This window comes from Vibrio aerogenes (assembly GCF_024346755.1).
Taxonomy (GTDB): Bacteria; Pseudomonadota; Gammaproteobacteria; order Enterobacterales; family Vibrionaceae; genus Vibrio; species Vibrio aerogenes.
In genome coordinates, this window is record NZ_AP024861.1 from 546,345 (window position 1) to 565,159 (window position 18,815).

The 18,815-nt window shown below is 44.8% G+C and carries 15 protein-coding genes; 13 read left to right on the forward strand and 2 right to left on the reverse strand.

Going from position 1 to position 18,815, the window contains the following annotated elements; genetic code table 11:
* Positions 1–2: 2 nt before the first annotated feature.
* The 13 genes from hypB to OCV29_RS02510 all read left to right on the forward strand — a co-directional run bounded on the left by hypB (position 3) and on the right by OCV29_RS02510 (position 15,733).
* Positions 3–983, forward strand: coding sequence for a hydrogenase nickel incorporation protein HypB (hypB, locus tag OCV29_RS02450; RefSeq protein WP_073603554.1), 981 nt, complete (start codon positions 3–5; stop codon positions 981–983).
* A 186-nt stretch (positions 984–1,169) separates the two neighbouring features.
* On the forward strand, positions 1,170–3,179 hold the full coding sequence (gene csrD, locus OCV29_RS02455; protein WP_073603553.1) for an RNase E specificity factor CsrD: 2,010 nt from the start codon (positions 1,170–1,172) through the stop codon (positions 3,177–3,179).
* A gap of 189 nt (positions 3,180–3,368) precedes the next feature.
* A complete protein-coding gene (locus tag OCV29_RS02460; RefSeq protein WP_038185732.1) occupies positions 3,369–4,412 on the forward strand; it encodes a rod shape-determining protein in 1,044 nt (347 codons plus the stop codon).
* Positions 4,413–4,460: 48 nt separating this feature from the next.
* Positions 4,461–5,348, forward strand: coding sequence for a rod shape-determining protein MreC (gene mreC, locus OCV29_RS02465; protein ID WP_073603552.1), 888 nt, complete (start codon positions 4,461–4,463; stop codon positions 5,346–5,348).
* Positions 5,338–5,826, forward strand: coding sequence for a rod shape-determining protein MreD (gene mreD, locus OCV29_RS02470; protein WP_073603551.1), 489 nt, complete (start codon positions 5,338–5,340; stop codon positions 5,824–5,826). Before mreC ends, mreD begins: the two co-directional genes overlap by 11 nt.
* Complete coding sequence (locus tag OCV29_RS02475; protein ID WP_073603550.1) at positions 5,823–6,401, forward strand: Maf family protein; 579 nt, start codon at positions 5,823–5,825, stop codon at positions 6,399–6,401. Before mreD ends, OCV29_RS02475 begins: the two co-directional genes overlap by 4 nt.
* An 18-nt stretch (positions 6,402–6,419) precedes the next feature.
* Positions 6,420–7,889, forward strand: a complete 1,470-nt coding sequence (gene rng, locus OCV29_RS02480) for a ribonuclease G (RefSeq protein WP_073603549.1) — start codon at positions 6,420–6,422, stop codon at positions 7,887–7,889.
* Between the two features lie 20 nt (positions 7,890–7,909).
* Complete coding sequence (locus OCV29_RS02485; protein WP_139281564.1) at positions 7,910–11,839, forward strand: YhdP family protein; 3,930 nt, start codon at positions 7,910–7,912, stop codon at positions 11,837–11,839.
* Complete coding sequence (locus OCV29_RS02490; protein WP_073603548.1) at positions 11,836–12,669, forward strand: carbon-nitrogen hydrolase family protein; 834 nt, start codon at positions 11,836–11,838, stop codon at positions 12,667–12,669. The genes OCV29_RS02485 and OCV29_RS02490 overlap by 4 nt, the downstream gene beginning before the upstream one ends.
* Complete coding sequence (tldD, locus tag OCV29_RS02495) at positions 12,666–14,111, forward strand: metalloprotease TldD (RefSeq protein WP_073603547.1); 1,446 nt, start codon at positions 12,666–12,668, stop codon at positions 14,109–14,111. Before OCV29_RS02490 ends, tldD begins: the two co-directional genes overlap by 4 nt.
* A 118-nt stretch (positions 14,112–14,229) precedes the next feature.
* The gene (gene rraB, locus OCV29_RS02500; RefSeq protein WP_073603546.1) at positions 14,230–14,646 is read left to right on the forward strand and encodes a ribonuclease E inhibitor RraB; all 417 of its coding nucleotides are present in this window, start codon (positions 14,230–14,232) and stop codon (positions 14,644–14,646) included.
* Between the two features lie 124 nt (positions 14,647–14,770).
* Entirely contained in the window at positions 14,771–15,577 is an 807-nt protein-coding gene (locus OCV29_RS02505; protein ID WP_073603545.1) for a glycosyl hydrolase 2 galactose-binding domain-containing protein, read from the forward strand.
* 3 nt (positions 15,578–15,580) lie between these two features.
* Positions 15,581–15,733, forward strand: coding sequence for a hypothetical protein (locus OCV29_RS02510; RefSeq protein ID WP_261887362.1), 153 nt, complete (start codon positions 15,581–15,583; stop codon positions 15,731–15,733).
* On the opposite strand, the gene OCV29_RS02515 is transcribed toward OCV29_RS02510, so the two are convergent.
* Together OCV29_RS02515 and OCV29_RS02520 are read right to left on the reverse strand one after the other, a co-directional pair.
* Positions 15,724–16,161, reverse strand: coding sequence for a universal stress protein (locus tag OCV29_RS02515; protein WP_073603544.1), 438 nt, complete (start codon positions 16,159–16,161; stop codon positions 15,724–15,726). The two genes, OCV29_RS02510 and OCV29_RS02515, sit on opposite strands and share 10 nt — an antisense overlap.
* A gap of 74 nt (positions 16,162–16,235) precedes the next feature.
* A complete protein-coding gene (locus OCV29_RS02520) occupies positions 16,236–18,803 on the reverse strand; it encodes a TRAP transporter permease (protein ID WP_073603543.1) in 2,568 nt (855 codons plus the stop codon).
* Positions 18,804–18,815 lie beyond the last annotated feature (12 nt).

The following is an 18,815-nucleotide window of genomic DNA, read 5'->3' on the forward strand; positions in this document are numbered from 1 at the left end:
AAATGTGTAGTGTTTGCGGCTGCGGTGATAGCCATATTGAAGCACATGATCATCACGATCATGATCACCATCATCACGCTCATCATGAGCCTGTTCACCATCACGCTCAGCCACAACAAGCGAGCGTACATCATCACTATTACCACCATGGTGATGTTCACCATCATGTGCATTATCATGGTGTTGAGCAAAAGGAAAGTTCATCCCCATCCTCAGGCCATCACCACCATCATGAACCAGAAAAAACACAACAGGGTGATCTTCACTATGGTCAGGGTGCGGCCCAAACCCATGTTTCCGGGGTGTCACAACGTCAGCTCCTGACTCTGGAGCAAGATATTCTGGGGCATAATAATCATATTGCTGAACATAACAGGAGTCATTTTACACAGCATCATCAACTTGTTCTGAATCTGATGTCGAGCCCCGGTTCAGGGAAAACGACTTTGCTGGTCGATACACTAAACCGGCTAAAATCCAGCTGTCATTGTGCGGTTATTGAAGGTGATCAGCAAACCAGTCAGGATGCGGATCGTATCCGGGCAACAGATATTCCCGCGATTCAGGTGAACACAGGAAAAGGCTGTCATCTGGATGCAGATATGATTCATCAGGCATATCATGAGCTGGAGATGAAAGAATCCGGTATTTTGTTTATTGAAAATGTCGGAAATCTGGTTTGTCCTGCGAGTTTTGATTTAGGAGAACATTTCAAGGTGACGATCCTGTCTGTCACTGAGGGCGCTGATAAGCCACTGAAGTATCCGAATATGTTTGCTGCCTCTCAACTTATGATCATTAATAAAATTGATCTGTTGCCATACGTTAATTTTGATTTGGATGCATGTATTGATCATGCCAGGAGGATTAACCCCAATATTCAGATTATTCAGCTCTCTGCGACAACGGGTGAAGGGATGGATGAGTGGTTACAGTGGTTGAGTACCCGGCAGGAAATCCTTCAGGCTCAATCAGAGAATTGAAAATATCCGGAAGCTTCCCGAGATGTATCAGGTGTCCTGGATTATAATCACAGGTAATATGTGATCTATGTGATTTTAATAGCTGCTGTTCCGGCAGCTATTTTTATATCATGATACGATACTTTTCCGGTTGAAAAAGTATCGTGCCAAAAGGAATCGGGTGAATATAAAAGGAATTTGCTATTCATGAGATACACACCAACAATCAAACTGAGTACGCGTTTGGTTGCTTTTGTTACAATGATCGTGACCTGTGCGATGTTTATTTTGTTTGTTGGAGGAAGTTTATCTTTCCAGCAACTGGGACGCCAGTATCTGAACCATTACCTGAATGGCATTGTTGATGTGATTGATCAGGAAATGGAAACGGCAGATTCAACTGAGGCAATGAAGCATTGGCTTCCCAAGCTGCTACAGGCCAGTAATATCGTCGAAATGAAATTGAATTCAAAGGCCGGCACGCTATATCACTTTCAAAGTACTAAACAGCAATATATTGATGAGGAACGATTTTATCTAATCGATCTCCCGCTGAAGCGCAATCAGGGCTATACACTTCATTTTAAAATCCTTCCGCCTTATGTTGGTTTTACATACTCATTTAGTGCGATGTGGTCGACAACTCTTGCGATCGTATTAATTATTTTTTGTCTGATTCGGGGAGTCAGATGGCTTCAGGCCCAGTTACTGGGATCTGAATTACTGGAAGAGCGCGGCAGAATGATATTAGCCGGTCAGGTGGAACGTTTCGCAAAAGGTGACTCAAGGGAGTGGCCATATACGGTCAGTGAAGCTTTAGATCGGTTAATTGAAGAGTTAAGGGATGCACGTCAGGAAAGAAGTCGTTTTGATACTTTTATCCGTACTCAGACTTTTTTAGATCAACTCACCGGTACGGCAAACAGAGTTCTCTTTGATAATAAACTGGAATCATCTTTGCTCGAAGGAGGAGCAAGTGGTGGACTTTTGATGATCTGTATTGAGGATCTGGATGAAGCGACAGAAGAAAATGACAAAACAGATGTTGACGCCTTGATTGTAAATGTCGGTGAATGTATTTCCAACATTATTCAACGTTACCCGGATGGAATCTTGTCACGGTATTACGAATCTGTTTTTGTTGTGCTGATTCCTCATCAGGGGCCGAAAGAGGTGTCGTCTGTTGCTGTTCAATGTCTTAAAGCGATCAATAAAATTGTGCCTCCGGCACCAATGGATAAAAGTAATTGGTGTCATATGGGGATCAGTATGTACAGTGAAGGTGACCGGAGAGGACGAATTCTTGATGAAGCAGAAATCGCGGTAAAATCTGCACGTTTAGAAGAAGTGAATGCCTGGAGTAGTTTTCATAAAGATAAATCCGATGATAATGAACTCAGTAATGTCCGTTGGAGAACATTATTTGAAAAGTATTTGAACCCGGATAAAATACATTTGTTTGCGCAGGATTGTTATCTGACAGAAAACACCGGACAGCCCCGCTCTATCCATAAAGAGATTTTTGTCCGTATTCCTGAAAATGGTCGTTACATTAAATTTTCCCGCTTTAGTTCAGCTATTGTTAATATTGGCTTTGAATCTGTATTAGATCGCTTGGTTTGTCAGTGTATGGTCCGTTATCTGGCCCGACAAAAAGATGACTCACAAGTTTACTCAATTAATTTGTATGTCATTCCCTTTTCGAATCAACGTTACTTCAAGTGGTTCCGCTATTTACTGCTCGGCTTAACGCAAAAACAGCGCGCCCGTTTATGTTTTGAGTTTAATGAAAGTCAGCTGGTCAGGCATCTGGACTATATGCGGCCTGTGATCAGAATGATTTCTGGTTTTGGATGTAAGGTCATCGTCAGTGAAGCTGGCAGAATGATAGTAAGTACTCATTACATTAAAGACCTGAAAGTTGATTATCTGAAGTTGCACCGGAGCCTGGTGAAAAAAGTTGAGCACCGGCACGAAAATCAGCTCTTTGTGCGAAGTATGCTTGGGGTTTGCCGGGGCAGTGAAACAAAGGTGATTGCTGTTGGTGTTGAGTCGGAAGAGGAATGGGAAATTTTAAAATCTTTAGGGATTCATGGTGCTCAGGGGCGCTTGTTTGCTCAGGAAAAGCAGTTGATACCTCCGCCTCAACCTGACATCAAGGTAAAACCCGGCAAAAGGAAACGCTGGAAAACCAGCTCAGTTGCTCATCACAAGTGAGTAAATAGTATTCAACTCATTCCCCCAGGATGATAAAAAAGTGCCAAACTTGGGGGATGAGTAAGAAATATGTTAGAAATTACACGTTTCTGTCCATCTTTACGCTCCAATACCTTGCTGATATTGCAAGGCATTGGTACATTTAGTGGAATTTCCATCTTCAATTTTCTTGCAGGACGAACGAAGAATATGTTTAAGAAACTTCGTGGTATGTTTTCAAACGACCTATCCATCGATTTAGGTACAGCGAACACGCTTATTTATGTAAAGGGACAGGGCATTGTTCTTGATGAACCATCCGTTGTCGCCATTCGCCAGGATAAAGGCCGTGGTGGTCGCAGTGTAGCTGCCGTCGGTCATGCAGCGAAACAGATGCTTGGACGTACGCCGGGCAATATTTCAGCCATTCGCCCGATGAAAGACGGTGTCATTGCTGATTTTTATGTGACGGAAAAAATGTTGCAGACATTCATCAAACAGGTACATGACAACAGTTTTCTTAAACCCAGTCCCAGGGTCTTAATCTGTGTTCCGTGTGGCTCAACTCAGGTTGAGCGACGTGCGATTAAAGAATCAGCAGAAGGTGCTGGTGCCCGGGAAGTTTATCTGATTGATGAACCTATGGCTGCTGCGATTGGCGCTGGCCTGCGGGTTTCAGAACCAACCGGGTCGATGGTTGTTGACATCGGTGGCGGTACAACGGAAGTTGCTGTGATTTCTTTGAATGGCGTGGTCTATTCATCTTCAGTACGTATTGGTGGTGACCGCTTTGACGAAGCGATTATTAATTATGTACGCAGAAATTACGGGAGTTTAATTGGTGAAGCCACGGCTGAAAAAATTAAACATGAAATTGGAACGGCTTATCCAGGAGATGATGTGCGTGAAATCGAAGTTCGCGGACGGAATCTGGCTGAGGGTGTACCTCGTAGTTTTACACTCAATTCAAATGAAATTCTGGAAGCGTTGCAGGAGCCTTTAACCGGTATTGTTTCAGCCGTGATGATTGCACTTGAGCAGTGTCCTCCTGAACTGGCTTCTGATATTTCAGAAAATGGTATGGTACTGACCGGTGGTGGTGCACTGTTAAAAGATTTGGACCGCTTGCTAACTGAGGAAACAGGTATTCCGGTTGTTGTTGCTGATGACCCTTTGACTTGTGTTGCACGGGGTGGCGGAAAAGCACTGGAAATGATTGATATGCATGGCGGTGATTTATTCAGTGAAGAATAGTGTCGAGTCTGAAGTAATGAAGATTCAACACAAAACAGGATGTGCAGCATGAAGCCAATTTTTGGGCGCGGGCCGTCTCTTTCACTTCGCTTATTTTTTGCAGTTGTATTATCAGCCAGCCTCATGCTGGCTGATAACCGTTTAAATGCCTTTTCTCAGGTGCGTTATGTGCTGAACAGTGTCGTCGCTCCGATACAGTATGCAGCGAATTTACCCCGGGTTGTATTTGATGGGCTTTATGAACGTTTGAATAGTTATCAGAACTTGCTGGAAGTCAACCGGCAGTTGAAAAAAGACGTTCTGACTCTGAAGAGTGATTTAGTCTTACTGAATCAGTATGAGGAGGAGAATCAGAGGCTCAGGAAACTGTTGGGATCATCCTTTGTCCGGGACGAGAAAAAAATGGTCACGGAGGTGATGGCTGTTGATACCTCTCCATATACACATCAGGTTGTGATTGATAAAGGTAAAATCGACGGTGTTTATGAAGGCCAGCCAGTGATTAATGAGAAAGGTGTCGTTGGCCAGGTCACATTTGTTGCTGCGCATAACAGTCGGGTCTTACTGCTAATTGATGCCAACAGTGCGATTCCGGTCCAGGATTTAAGAAATGATATCCGCGTTATTGCGTCTGGAAATGGTCAGTCAGAATATATTCAACTAGAACATATTCCGGGAAGTACCGATATTGAAGAAGGGGACTTGTTGGCTTCTTCTGGTCTGGGTGGTGTTTATCCCGAAGGATATCCGGTTGCAAGGGTGACAAGAGTTGATCGGGATACCCGCAGAGAATTTGCTGTGATTGAGGCTGTACCGGTTGTGGAATTTGATCGGTTACGTTATTTGTTGTTGGTATGGCCAAACGAGGAAAGGCAGCAAAAAGCAAGGTTATCCTCTCCTGAACAATTTGGTAAAGGGGAAAAGCATGGGGACTAGTGTTTTTCGTGGCCATCTGGTGATTTGGGCCTCTTTTCTTTGTGCTCTGATTTTACAGACAATCCCCTGGCCCGGTACTTTGGATCTTCTTCGTCCGTCATGGATTTTACTGATTGTTTGTTATTGGGTACTGGCATTGCCTCACCGGGTGAATGTCGGTACGGCTCTGATTCTCGGATTACTTTGGGATTTGATTTTAGGTTCGACACTGGGAATCCGTGGCATGATGATGTCTGTTGTTGTGTATCTGGTTGCAATGAACTTTTTGATACTCAGGAATATGGCATTGTGGCAGCAGGCCGTGGTGATGGGGCTGCTGACGATATTCCTGGATTTACTCATTTTTGCCGGAGAGTTTATGGTCCGGATGGTTGAATTCAATCCCTTATCGCTATGGAGTGGGGTTATCAGCTGTGTTTTATGGCCCTGGATGTTTTTATTACTCCGCAGGGTGAGACGCTACTGGAATATCAAATGACAACATCACAACTCTTTCTTGCATCAGCCTCTCCAAGACGAAAAGAATTATTGACTCAACTGGGCTATCAGTTTGAAATCCTTGTTTCTGATATTGAAGAAAAAAGAAAAGAACATGAATCGCCCGAGGCTTATGTTTCGCGCCTGTCGGTTGAAAAAGCGGATGCTTGTCTGAAACAAACAAAGCTGCCTCAAGCTGTTATCCTGGGGGCCGATACCATTGTGGTTACAGCCGGAAAAGAAATTCTGGAAAAACCAGATAATTTTGCCCATTCACATCAAATGCTGCGATTGTTATCCGGAAGCTGCCATGAAGTGATGACAGCGATAACTGTGATGAATTCACATCATTCGGAAACCATGCTTGTAAAAACGAAAGTCTGGTTCAAAGATTTATCTGAACAGGACATTGAGCAGTACTGGTTATCCGGAGAACCATGCGACAAAGCCGGCAGTTATGGGATTCAGGGAATTGGTGGAAAATTTGTAACCAGAATTGAAGGAAGTTATCACGCAGTGGTTGGGTTACCTTTATATGAAGCAGACCTGCTTTTGCATCAGTTTTTATCCGATTAGAATAATGAAGGGGCGCTCATGAGTGCTGAGTTGTTGTTAAATGTAACGCCAAGTGAAACGCGTGTGGCGATGATAGAAGATGGTATCCTGCAGGAAATCCACATTGAGCGTGATGCGAAGCGTGGGATTGTAGGGAATATCTATAAAGGTAAAGTCAGCCGGATTTTACCTGGAATGCAGGCCGCATTTATCGACATCGGACTTGATAAAGCCGCATTTTTACACGCATCGGATATCGTGCCGCACACCGAGTGTGTTGCAGAAAATGAAAAACAACAGTTTCAGGTTCGTGATATTTCAGAATTAGTCCGGCAGGGACAGGATATTGTTGTTCAGGTGGTCAAAGATCCTTTGGGGACCAAAGGCGCTCGTCTGACGACCGATATTACTTTGCCTTCGCGGTATTTGGTTTTTATGCCGGGAGCCAGTCATGTCGGTGTTTCCCAGAGAATTGAGAGCGAGAAAGAACGGGAGCGTCTGAAAGACATCGTTTCTCATTATTGTGATGAGCTGGGTGGATTTATCATCCGGACTGCAGCCGAAAGTGCCGATGAAAAAGAGCTTTCTCAGGATGCAGCATTCCTCAAGCGTTTGTGGTCTAAAGTTCTTGAGCGTCGGTCAAGATATAAGACACGAACCAAATTGTACGGGGAACCGGGATTATCTCAGCGCATTTTAAGAGATTTTGTTGGAGCCGATCTGACCAAAGTATTAGTTGATTCCCGTCTTGAGTATGAAAATTTAAAAGATTTTACTTCTGAATATGTTCCGGAGCTTTTTGATAAGCTGGCTCTCTATGAAGGTGATAAGCCGATTTTCGATATGTACGATATTGAGAACGAAATTCAGCGTTCTCTGGATCGGAAAGTTAACCTTAAATCAGGTGGTTATCTGATTATCGATCAAACCGAAGCGATGACGACGATTGATATTAATACCGGCGCTTTTGTTGGCAGAAGAAATCTGGAAGACACTATTTTTAACACCAATATTGAAGCGACACAGGCGATTGCCCGTCAGCTCAGGTTAAGAAACCTTGGGGGGATTATTATCATTGATTTCATTGATATGTCTTCAGATGAGCATCGTCAACGTGTGCTGGCTTCACTGGAAATGGCGTTAGCTTCTGACCGGGTCAAAACGAATGTGAATGGCTTTACTCAGCTTGGTTTGGTCGAAATGACCCGAAAACGGACCCGTGAAAGTATTGAACATGTGCTTTGTTCTATATGTCCGGCCTGTGAAGGTCGTGGTTATGTGAAAACTGTTGAGACCGTCTGTTTTGAAATCCTCAGAGAAATTACCCGGGTCAACCGGGCTTATGACTCAGATAAGTTTGTGGTTTATGCTTCTCCTGCTGTTGCCGAAACCTTACAGGGTGATGAATCTCATGCTTTAGCTGAACTGGAAGTCTTTATTGGTAAGCAAGTCAGGATTCAAACTGAACCTTTGTATGTTCAGGAACAATTTGATGTTGTGATGATGTAGTTCGGGGAGCGTTGGACATTGTGCGTATCGTTATTTCCCATGTTGTACAATATCTACTGTGGTTGCTGATTAGCACTTTAGTTTTACTGGCTTTGGTGATAACGGCACTCCGGGTTGTGCTGCCACACATGAATCAGTACCAGGCTTCAATTACTGAATGGATCGAGCACCAAACAGGGATTGAGACGTCAGTCGATGAAGTTGGGGGAACGTGGAAAAATACCAGTCCGTCTTTGTCTCTTCAGGGAGTAAAGGCACATCTGCCCGATGGTTCAGATATATCGCTTCATGTTGACAGTATTGATCTTGAATTTGACTTGTTAAAGTCACTGCTCCAGTGGCAGCCGGTTATCGCTAATCTGAAAATTCATAATTTGCGTCTGGATATATCGTCAGTTGATTTAATGGCTCTCTATGATGATGAAGAGCTTGCTCCGGCCGGGACGCATAATAATGACTCCCAGCGCGAAACTATCCGGTTACTTGATAATGTATTTTTACGGCAGCTTGATGATTTTTCTGTTCTTGACTCTGCAATTCGATACCGGGCGATTTCCGGTGAAGTCCGGCAGTTAAATATTGAACGTTTGAAATGGCGTAATGACGATCATCGTCATCAGGCCCGTGGAATAGTCAGTATTGCAAACACAGGCATCAACTCTCTCTCCGTCAGTGCTGATTTCAGAGATTTTGATTCTTTCAGGGATATTTCAGGTCAGTTTTATCTGAGCTCAGACAATATAGAAATCGGGTCCTGGATTACTCAGTATTCTAAAAAAGAGACCGGAATTAAAGGCGGGCAGCTGAGCTTCAATGCATGGCTGACTTTAAAGCATAATCAGCCAGTCGATGGCTATGTTCAGCTACATCCCTCAACAATTCGGTTATCAGAAGATCAGGATGACCAGCTTCAGTTTGGCAGCGGTGTTTTTAAATTAGTTCCTGATAAAAAAGGCGTTGTTGTTCAGGCAGAAAATATACGAATTGCCTATGATAAACAGCAATGGCCCGCGCTTAGCTTTTTGCTGGAGTGGCAGCCTTCTGGCTGGAAAATTAATTTGCCGCGACTGGATATTGGCGCTATGACCCGGTTTGCCAGGCAGCTTCCTGTCTCTGCTCAGGTCAAAAAAATACTGCATAGCCTGAACCCGCAGGGGCAACTGAATGATATCCGTATTGCCGGTACCCCCTCAGACATTCGCTATTCTGCACAATTGACTGATGGTGCAATCTCTCAGTGGTATTTGTTGCCGGAAGCACATCATTTGCAGGCAAGGATTTCCGGTAACAGCCATAAAGCCGTGATTTCGGCGGATTTGATTGATGAAAAATTGCCATATGGTGATGTTTTTCAGGCACCGCTGCGTATTCATCAGGGGCATGTGAATTTAGTCTGGGAGTCTGGTCATGACGGATGGTCTTTGTGGTCGGATAAGGTTGCGGTAGAAACACCGGATTTAAAGGTACTTGGTGCATTTAAACTGGATTTTCCGGAAGGGAAAAGTCCGTTTTTGTCATTTTACACTGAAGTTGACCTGGTCAAAGCCGGAGAAGTATGGCGCTATTTACCGATCCGCGCGATCAGCGATAATTTGACTGATTATCTGTCTGCCGCATTTCAGGCCGGGCAGGCCAAAACATCAAAATTACTCTGGTATGGTGCTCTGGACGCTTTTCCTTATGCACATCATAATGGTGTATTTCAGGCGGCCGTTTCTTTAAAAAATGCCCGTTTCAGCTATGACACGGCATGGCCTCCTTTAACTAATCTTCAGGCAGATATTCTGTTCCAGAATGAGTCAATGTCTCTGGCGTCTGAACATGCAGAGCTGATGAATGTAAAAGCGCAGCATGTCACAGGCAGAATTCCCCGTCTGGTTAGTGACGGACATATTGATATTGAGGTGAAGGCGCAGGCAAAAGGGAATGATGTCCGGGATTTTATGACATCGACACCATTAGTGGACACGGTTGGTGCTGCGCTGACGGCTGTTCAGGTGAGAGGAAATGTTCAATCTGAATTTAAGCTGAAAATTCCGTTTGAAAGTCATCATGATGAGAGAGCATGGGGATGGGCCGATTTAAAAAATAATCGTGTTGAAATTCAGTCTCCTTCAATTGATTTACAATCGGTTTCCGGGCGTATTTACTTTGATAATGATGTCCTGAAAGCACCAAAGTTGCGCGGAAAGCTTCTGGGACAGAAGATCGCATTAGATTTTAATGGTGAGAGTGGTAAAAAGGGTTATAACGTTCACATCAATACCGGCGGGCTGTGGCAGGTTCGCCCACTGGAAAAGTATCTTGAGAAGAAGTGGATTCAGCCACTTAAAGGTCAGTCTTTGTGGGGGATGGGAATTGACCTCCAGCTCCATGATATCGGATTCTCTTATCAGATGAATTTGGATGCAGACCTGAAAGCTGTTTCAAGTCAATATCCATATCCTTTAAATAAACCGGCAGGTAAGGCAGGAAAGGCTATTCTGCAGGTTTCCGGAAATCAGGAAACTATCAGTGCGCGTGTTCAGGTCCCCGGTGGGAAGTTTCAGACTGAAATTGATATAACCCAAGCGAAACCTGTACTGGATGCGACCTACTGGCTGATTGGTAACGGCAGCTTTAAAGTGAGCCCGGTTGTTGGCAATTCAGTTTTGGTCCGCACAGATCGTTTCAATTTTGATCAATGGCTTGAACTAACCTCAGCTGAAAAACCTGCTTCTGAGAGACCGTCTTCTGAAAAAACTTCTGCTGATAACCCGCCTGCATCATCTTCTGCGATGCCCGACATTCCGGTGCCTGATCATGTGGACTGGAAGGTGAAGGAGCTGACACTGGCTACTCTGGAATGGCATGATGTTGAGTTTCTTGCCCGAAGAAAAGGCCTGGGATGGCGGATGGATTTATCCAGTCAGGAGGCGACAGGAAAAGCGAATTATATTGAACCCTATGATCTGAGTGTATCACTCGATCAACTGCATCTGTATATTCCTGCTTTAGAAGACAGAACAGATGAGTCCTTGTTTATTGATGAGAGCAGGAAAAACGCCTCAGAAATCACCCGTTTTGATCGTCGCTTTCATCAGTTGATGCCAAATCTGACATTGGTGATCGATGACTTTTGGTTTCAGGGTTATAAAGTTGGCCATTTAAATATGGACTTTCAACGACAGGGAAAAGTGTTGTCGTGGAAGAAAATTGATATTACCAGCGGAACGAACGAGGTTCATGCGACGGGAGAGTGGTTGCTGGACGGGAACAAGAGTCATACCAAACTGGACTTGACTCTGAAAGGCGAGAACAATAGTGATCTGATGGAGCGGTTTGGGATTACTTCAGGTATTCAGAAAGCACCATTTTCGATGACAAGTCAGGCCGAGTGGGAAGGCGCTCCATGGTCGATGCAGCTGAATACCCTGAAAGGAGAAATCAGCTCTGAATTAGGCAAAGGAACTGTATCAGATGTGAGTGGTGCGGCTCGTTTACTGGGTATTTTCAGTCTTGATTCCATTATTCGTAAAATGCAGCTGGACTTTAGTGATGTGTTTGATCAGGGAATGGCATTTGATTCCATTGAAGGCAAAGGAACCATTTCTCAGGGCGTTTTTGTCACGAATAATATCTCAATGGATGCTGTTGCTGGCGATATGCAGATTAAAGGTATTGTGGATTTGAATACCCGGATGATTGATGCAGAAGTCCATTTTGTTCCTGATATTACCTCTGGTATTCCGGTTTTGAGTGCGTTTGCTGTTACGCCGCAAACTGCATTATATGTTTTGGCGATTACAACGGTGATTTCTCCTGTTGTTGAAGTCTTTACTGAGGTTGATTACTCAGTGAAAGGGCCGATCGATAACCCTGTTGTGAAAGAAATCTCCAGGCGTAAAGGAGAATTTAAATTACCGGAGAAGTTCCGGAGTAAAGCAAAGAAACAGGAGGCCACCAAATGAGTTGTGTTGGTTTGATTCAGATGACATCCGTTCCTCAGCCAGAGATCAATATTTCATTGATTGAATCGCAGGTTTCATCCTTGGTATCTCAGGGAGCTCAGTGGATTGTGACACCTGAAAATGCAATCGTGTTTGGTACAAAACAAGATTATCATACGCATGCAGAGTATCTAAATCAGGGACCAGTTCAGAAATCATTGTCGGATATTGCGCGTCAATACTCGGTTTGGCTGGTGGTTGGCAGCTTTCCTGTCCGGACTCAGCATGGTGTGACTACCACTATGCTCGTTTATAACGACTGTGGTGAATTAGCTGCATCTTACGATAAACTACATATGTTTGATGTGGATGTTGAAGACAGTCATCGTCGCTACCGGGAGTCTGAAATATTTCATCCCGGAGATCAGATTCGGGTGGTTTCAACACCATTTGGTGAGCTTGGGTTATCAATTTGTTATGATGTTCGTTTTCCCCATTTATACTCTGCACTACGTCATGCAGGTGCACAGATAATTTTGGTCCCGGCTGCTTTTACTGCGGTTACCGGGCGGGCTCACTGGGAGGTACTGCTTCGGGCCAGAGCTATTGAGACACAATGCTGGATTGTTGCTGTCAATCAAGGTGGCATTCACCCCGGAGGCCGCGAAACCTGGGGCCACTCGATGGTCATTGATCCATGGGGAAATATTGTCGCGGGCTCAGATCAAGCGCCTGAAAGTTTCGTTACCCAAATTGATCTTGGCTTATTGAATGAAGTAAGGACATCGATGCCGGTTGTTACACATTCAAGATTTGAAAATCATTTTTTACCAAAAAAGAGCGAATTATGACCATTAAGCATATAGAGGATGCTTTGCTTCATCCCACCGGATTGACAGAACAGCATCTGGAGCAGACGTTATCAGAAATGATGACAAGACAAATTGATTATGCAGATATTTATTTCCAGTCCAGCTGGCATGAATCGTTAGTTTTGGAAGATGGTTTGATCAAAGATGGCTCTTTTAATATCGACCGGGGAGTGGGTGTCCGGGCTGTAGCCGGAGAGAAAACCGGTTTTGCTTATTCAGATCAACTGACTACAGAAGCATTATCTCAGAGTGCCAATGCAGCCCGGGGTATTGCCAGACAAGGGAAAAATGGTCAGCAAGCCGCATTCTCCCGTCAAGATCATCCGGCCGCTTATGGTGATGTCAATCCGTTAAACAGTTGGGAAAAAGAGCAAAAAACGGCGTTGTTAAAAGAATTAGATGCTTATATCCGGACAAAAGAGCCATTAGTGCAGGAAGTGAGTATTAGTCTGACTGGTGTCTATGAACAAATACTTGTCGCAGCCACTGATGGAACTTATGCCGGAGACGTTCGTCCACTGGTGCGTTTATCGATTAGTGTACTGGCTCAAAGGGGCGATCGGCGTGAACGTGGCAGCTCTGGTGGTGGTGGAAGGTTTGGATATGACTATTTTCTGTCAGATGAATCCGGAAGCAAAATCGCATACCAGTACGCAGATGAAGCTATCCGGCAGGCCATGGTGAATCTGGATGCTATCGATGCACCGGCAGGAACAATGCCTGTTGTTCTGGGTGCTGGCTGGCCTGGTGTTTTGCTTCATGAAGCGGTCGGACATGGTTTGGAAGGGGATTTTAACCGCAAAGGTTCCTCTGTTTTTTCCGGGAAAATGGGCCAGCAGGTTACATCAAAACTATGTACGATTGTCGATGATGGCACCTTAAAAGATTTAAGAGGCTCTTTAAACATTGATGATGAAGGTGTGCCCGGACAATATAATGTTTTGATTGAAAATGGACAGCTGAAAGGATACATGCAGGATAAGCTGAACGCACGCTTAATGAATGTGTCTCCGACAGGAAACGGACGGCGGGAGTCATATGCGCACCTGCCTATGCCCAGAATGACAAATACCTATATGCTGCCGGGTGAGCATTCACCGGAAGAGATCATCGCCACTGTTGAAAAAGGGGTTTATGCGCCAAACTTTGGTGGTGGTCAGGTGGACATTACTTCGGGTAAGTTTGTCTTTTCAGCTTCTGAAGCTTATTTGATTGAAAAAGGTAAAATTACCCGGCCAATCAAAGGGGCGACATTGATCGGTTCAGGTATTGAAGCGATGCAGCAAGTTTCCATGGTTGGTAATGATTTACAAATCGATCGCGGTGTTGGCGTCTGCGGTAAGTCCGGGCAGAGTCTTCCGGTTGGGGTTGGACAGCCAACGCTGAAGTTAGATGCATTAACCGTTGGCGGAACCGATTAAATACATAATGCCCAAACACCCTGTGTCGTATATCTTCAGGTCGTTTGGGTCAATCTGTATATACCTTCCGGTTGTATGGGATAGCAGGCGGATAGATTGAAAATAACTGGAGTATCTTATGTCTCAGGAAGATGAATACCTGTCGGTAGAAGCATTGATTGAATTGCAGCAGGAAGAAACACGGGGGATTATTCAGGCTTTGCTTGACGATGGAAGTGAGCCTGATGCACGCTATGAAATCGAGCATCATCTGTTTGCTGAGGATTTTGAGCAGCTGGAGAAGGCAGTCGTTGAAGCTTTCAAAATGGGATTTGAAGTTCTGGAAGCTGAGGAAGCGGAAGATGAAGACGGTCAGCTGCTTTATTGTTGTGATGCAACCATGGAGTCTGCACTGGACCCTAAAGTCATCGATGAACAGGCAGAGAAGCTAATTCGTCTGGCAGAAAAATATGACATCATCTACGATGGATGGGGCACTTACTATGAAGGTGAAGATGCCATTTATCCGGATGAAGATGACGACGAAGAGGCTTAAAACCGAATCATATAAAAAACCAGTGGTTACTCAGTATCCGCTGGTTTTTTATATACAGAGGCCTGCACACTGACCAGAATTATGTATATAATGCAAAAAATTGATCTAAAACAAGTTATGTTGCATGAAATATTCCCTGTCAGGCCTTTGGCAACTTTCTCCTCTTTCTGATCTTTCAATACCACAAGATGATATTTGTTTTCCGGCAGCACTGAGTTCCGTGTTACCTGAGACACTGTCTGAGTCTGATATTATCGCTCAGGAGTGGCATTTAATGCACGATATTGAAGTTGATGATGTGCTGCTTGGATATGCAGCAATAGATTTGATTATATCCGGCATCGAATACCATGCAGAGGTCAGACTGAATGGCGTAGCGCTCTTTGATTGTGATTCATCATCGATATGCTACAGAAAAGACATCCGGCCAATGCTGAAGCCCGGCAGGAACAGATTTGAAATATTATTTCTTGAACCCGATGATGACTGGTTGATCGATGCATCTGAGGCGCTTTCTCCTGTTTGCTATCTGGGAAAAAATCAGCAGGAAAAAATTGATTCGAGGATGGGGATCTGGCAGGAACCTTATTTACAATGTATGCGTCATGCCAGACTTACACGGTTAGCGACAGAGCAGATATGGCACCATGGTGGTGGGTGTGAATTATTGGTTCATCTGCATTTTGATATTCTGAAACCCGGACTCTTGTCTGCTTCGGTTAAATTTGACGGGATGATTTATCATATTCCACTTGATGTAAGAACCCATTGCGCCAGTGCACTTTTTCAGGTTGAAGCCCCCCGGTATTATGACCCGCAGCAACCGGATGAAAATGACTTATACCTGTTGACTGTTGAGCTTGACGGGCAGACAGAGACCTGCAGGATTGGTTTGAGTAACAGTTTGCATGTGACTCATTTCCCGGTTTAGTCTTTGTTGGTTGCGTTGGTTGCGTTGGTTGCGTTGGTTGCGTTGGTTGCGTTGGTTGTGATCTGGAATGTGGTGAGCTGGAAATTGTCTCTGCAATACCTGAGTTGGAGTGCAGAGACTTCCGGGAGGGTTAAACTGAGCGTCAACTATTCCTGAGGTTTGACGACAAGTACATGAATCGGAGAGTTTTGTACAACTTTACTGGCAACTGAGCCTAACACAACTTTATCTATTTTTGAGCGTTTATGGCTTGGCATAATGATCAGGTCTGTCCCCAGCTTTTCTGCAAAATCCAGAATGGTGACATATGGTTTCCCCTCTGCGATATGAAGATGGTAAACAATGTCATCATCTATATGTGTATCAGCAAAAGACTTCAACTGAGCTTTAACATCCGCTTTCATCTGTTTTGCTGCATCTTTGGGAAAATAAGTTGAAACCATCGACATATGAATACCCGGCAAAACGTTGAGTAAATGAATCTCAGCATGTGCTTGCCGGGCGTGCCAGACGGCCATTTCAACGGCTTTATCAGCAAAGCCTTTTTCATTTAAATCAACAGGTACAAGTATGTGTTTGTACATTTATATGACCTCACTAGCAATAATTCGTTATCATTATAGGCCCGACTATTTGCCGGGCACATTGATTAAACACGCTATTTTGGTCGTTTTTCCCGTCGTTTTTGGTTCCATCCCAATAGCAGGGTAATAAAGATTGCCGGGATAAAGACCCATTCTTTCATTGGCCGGTCAGTATCAGTGATGACAGACCTGATTTCCCAGTCAAAGTCGATACCTGCCGATTCAGCAGGACTGCCAAATTCAATCATGTCGACATACATGCCATTCTCTTTGGCTGTCAGCGTGAGTCCCATAGACTGAATCCTCTCATCCGCTGTTTTTGTGTCCTGATCGAAAGGTAACTGCACCGTTTTCGTGATCTGATCGCCATCGAGCGTTTCTCCTGAAACGATGAGTGAGATTTTCTCTCCGGGATGAAGATCCATCACATGCTTACTGATTGTCGTTCCGGGGTAAAACTCTTTCTCCGGATAAACCATATCCCACCAAAATCCAGGCCGGAAGAATGTAAATGTTAACACCAGCAGCAGAGCAGTTTCCCACCATTTGTTTTTCGTAAACCACCAGCCTTGTGTCGCAGCAGAGAACAGTAACATGGCTGTGATTGCAGAAAATATCGTTAGCATCAGATGCCACCATGTATCGATGCCCATGAGCAGTAACTGGGTATTAAATACAAACATGAATGGCAGAATTGCGGTCCGGATATCGTAGGTAAAGCCTTGAATACCGGTTCGTATTGGATCTGATTTCGCGATGGCAGCCGCAGCAAAAGCAGCCAGCCCGACGGGTGGGGTATCATCTGCAAGAATACCGAAATAGAACACGAATAAGTGAACGGCAATCAGCGGGATAATCAGCCCATGCTGTGCACCCAGGGTGACAATGACCGGAGCCATCAGTGTCGATACAACGATATAGTTTGCGGTAGTTGGCAGGCCCATGCCCAGCACCAGACTGATAACAGCAGTAAAAACCAGCATCATGATGACGCTGCCACCAGAAATAAATTCAACGAAATCCGTCATTACCAGCCCGATACCAGTCAGGGTGACAACACCGACAACGGTTCCCGCTGCTGCTGTGGCGACACCGATGCCGATCATGTTCCGGGCACCGGAAGCCAGGCTTTCAAACAGTTCAACCACGCCTGCTTTGATTTGCTGTTTAACATCTCCGGTCTTTGTCATCACTGCAATTAATGGTCTTTGAGTCAGCAAAATAAAGATCATAAACACAGTTGCCCAAAAAGCCGATAACCCCGGTGAGAAACGCTCAACGGTCAGGCACCAGACCAGAACCACGATGGGCAGCAGGAAATGTAAACCAGATTTCACTGTCGGACCTGGATCCGGAATCTCACTGATATCCTGATCAAGGTCAGTATTTCTGTCAGCGTATCCGGATGATATTTTGACCAGTCCTGTGTATGCCAGCAATAAAAGAACAGACAGGATTGGGGTTGCTGCTTCGCCAAATACATCTTTTGTCCAGCCAATCCCATAGTAAACCGCTGCGCTTAATAAGCATAAGCCCAGAATTGTGCCCACAAATGAGGTCAGGCTTTGTAATAAAGTAGAGGTTCTTTTTCTTGGTAAGCCTGTCATGCCAGCTTTGCAAGCTTCCAGGTGAACGATATAGATCAAAGCAATGTAAGAAATCAGGGCTGGCAGCAAAGCCGCTTTGATCACTTCAACATAGGAAATGCCCACATATTCGACCATCAAAAATGCAGCAGCGCCCATAATTGGCGGTGTAAGCTGACCATTAGTTGATGCGGCAACTTCCACTGCACCGGCTTTGGTTCCGGGAAAACCAACCCGTTTCATTAACGGAATGGTAAACGTGCCGGTTGTGACAACGTTGGCAATAGATGAACCTGAAACGAGCCCGGATAAACCGGATGCGACCACCGCCGCTTTTGCCGGACCGCCCCGCATATGACCCAGCAATGAAAATGCAACGCGGATAAAGTAAGCGCCAGCACCAGCTCTTTCCAGCATGGCACCAAAAAGGACAAACAAAAACACAAATGAGGTAGAGACGCCAAGCGCAACACCGAACACGCCTTCAGTGGTCAACCACAGATGAGACATAGCTTTGTTCAGGCTTGCGCCTTTGTGAGCAATTACTTCCGGCATGTATGGGCCGCCGAATGTATAAGCCAGAAATACTGCAGCGACTATCATTAATGGTGGACCTAATGCCCGCCGGGTTGCTTCTAATAACAAGAGCATACCCGTGACAGCAACAACAATATCGAGTGTTGTTGGTGCACCTGAGCGACCAGCCAGTTCATGATAAAACAGGTAAATATATGCAGCTGAAAATCCGCCAGCCAGAGCGAGTACCCAGTCTGTCAGGGGAATATAATCCCGCGGTGAGTTTTTCATTGCCGGATAAGCAGTGAAGGCAAGAAAAATTGCGAACATCAGGTGAATAGAGCGGGCCTGGGTGTCATTGAGCACCCCAAAATCAAAAATAAATGGCAGCGGTGATGCGTACCATAACTGAAACAAGGACCAGCAAACAGGAATTACCCACAGTAACCGCCCTGCAAACCCTTTGGGGTTACGTGCTCCTGTATCTGATTGTGCAACCATTTCCTGCACATCTGGAGACGGGGATTGAGCTTGAGTCATGTTCATTATCCT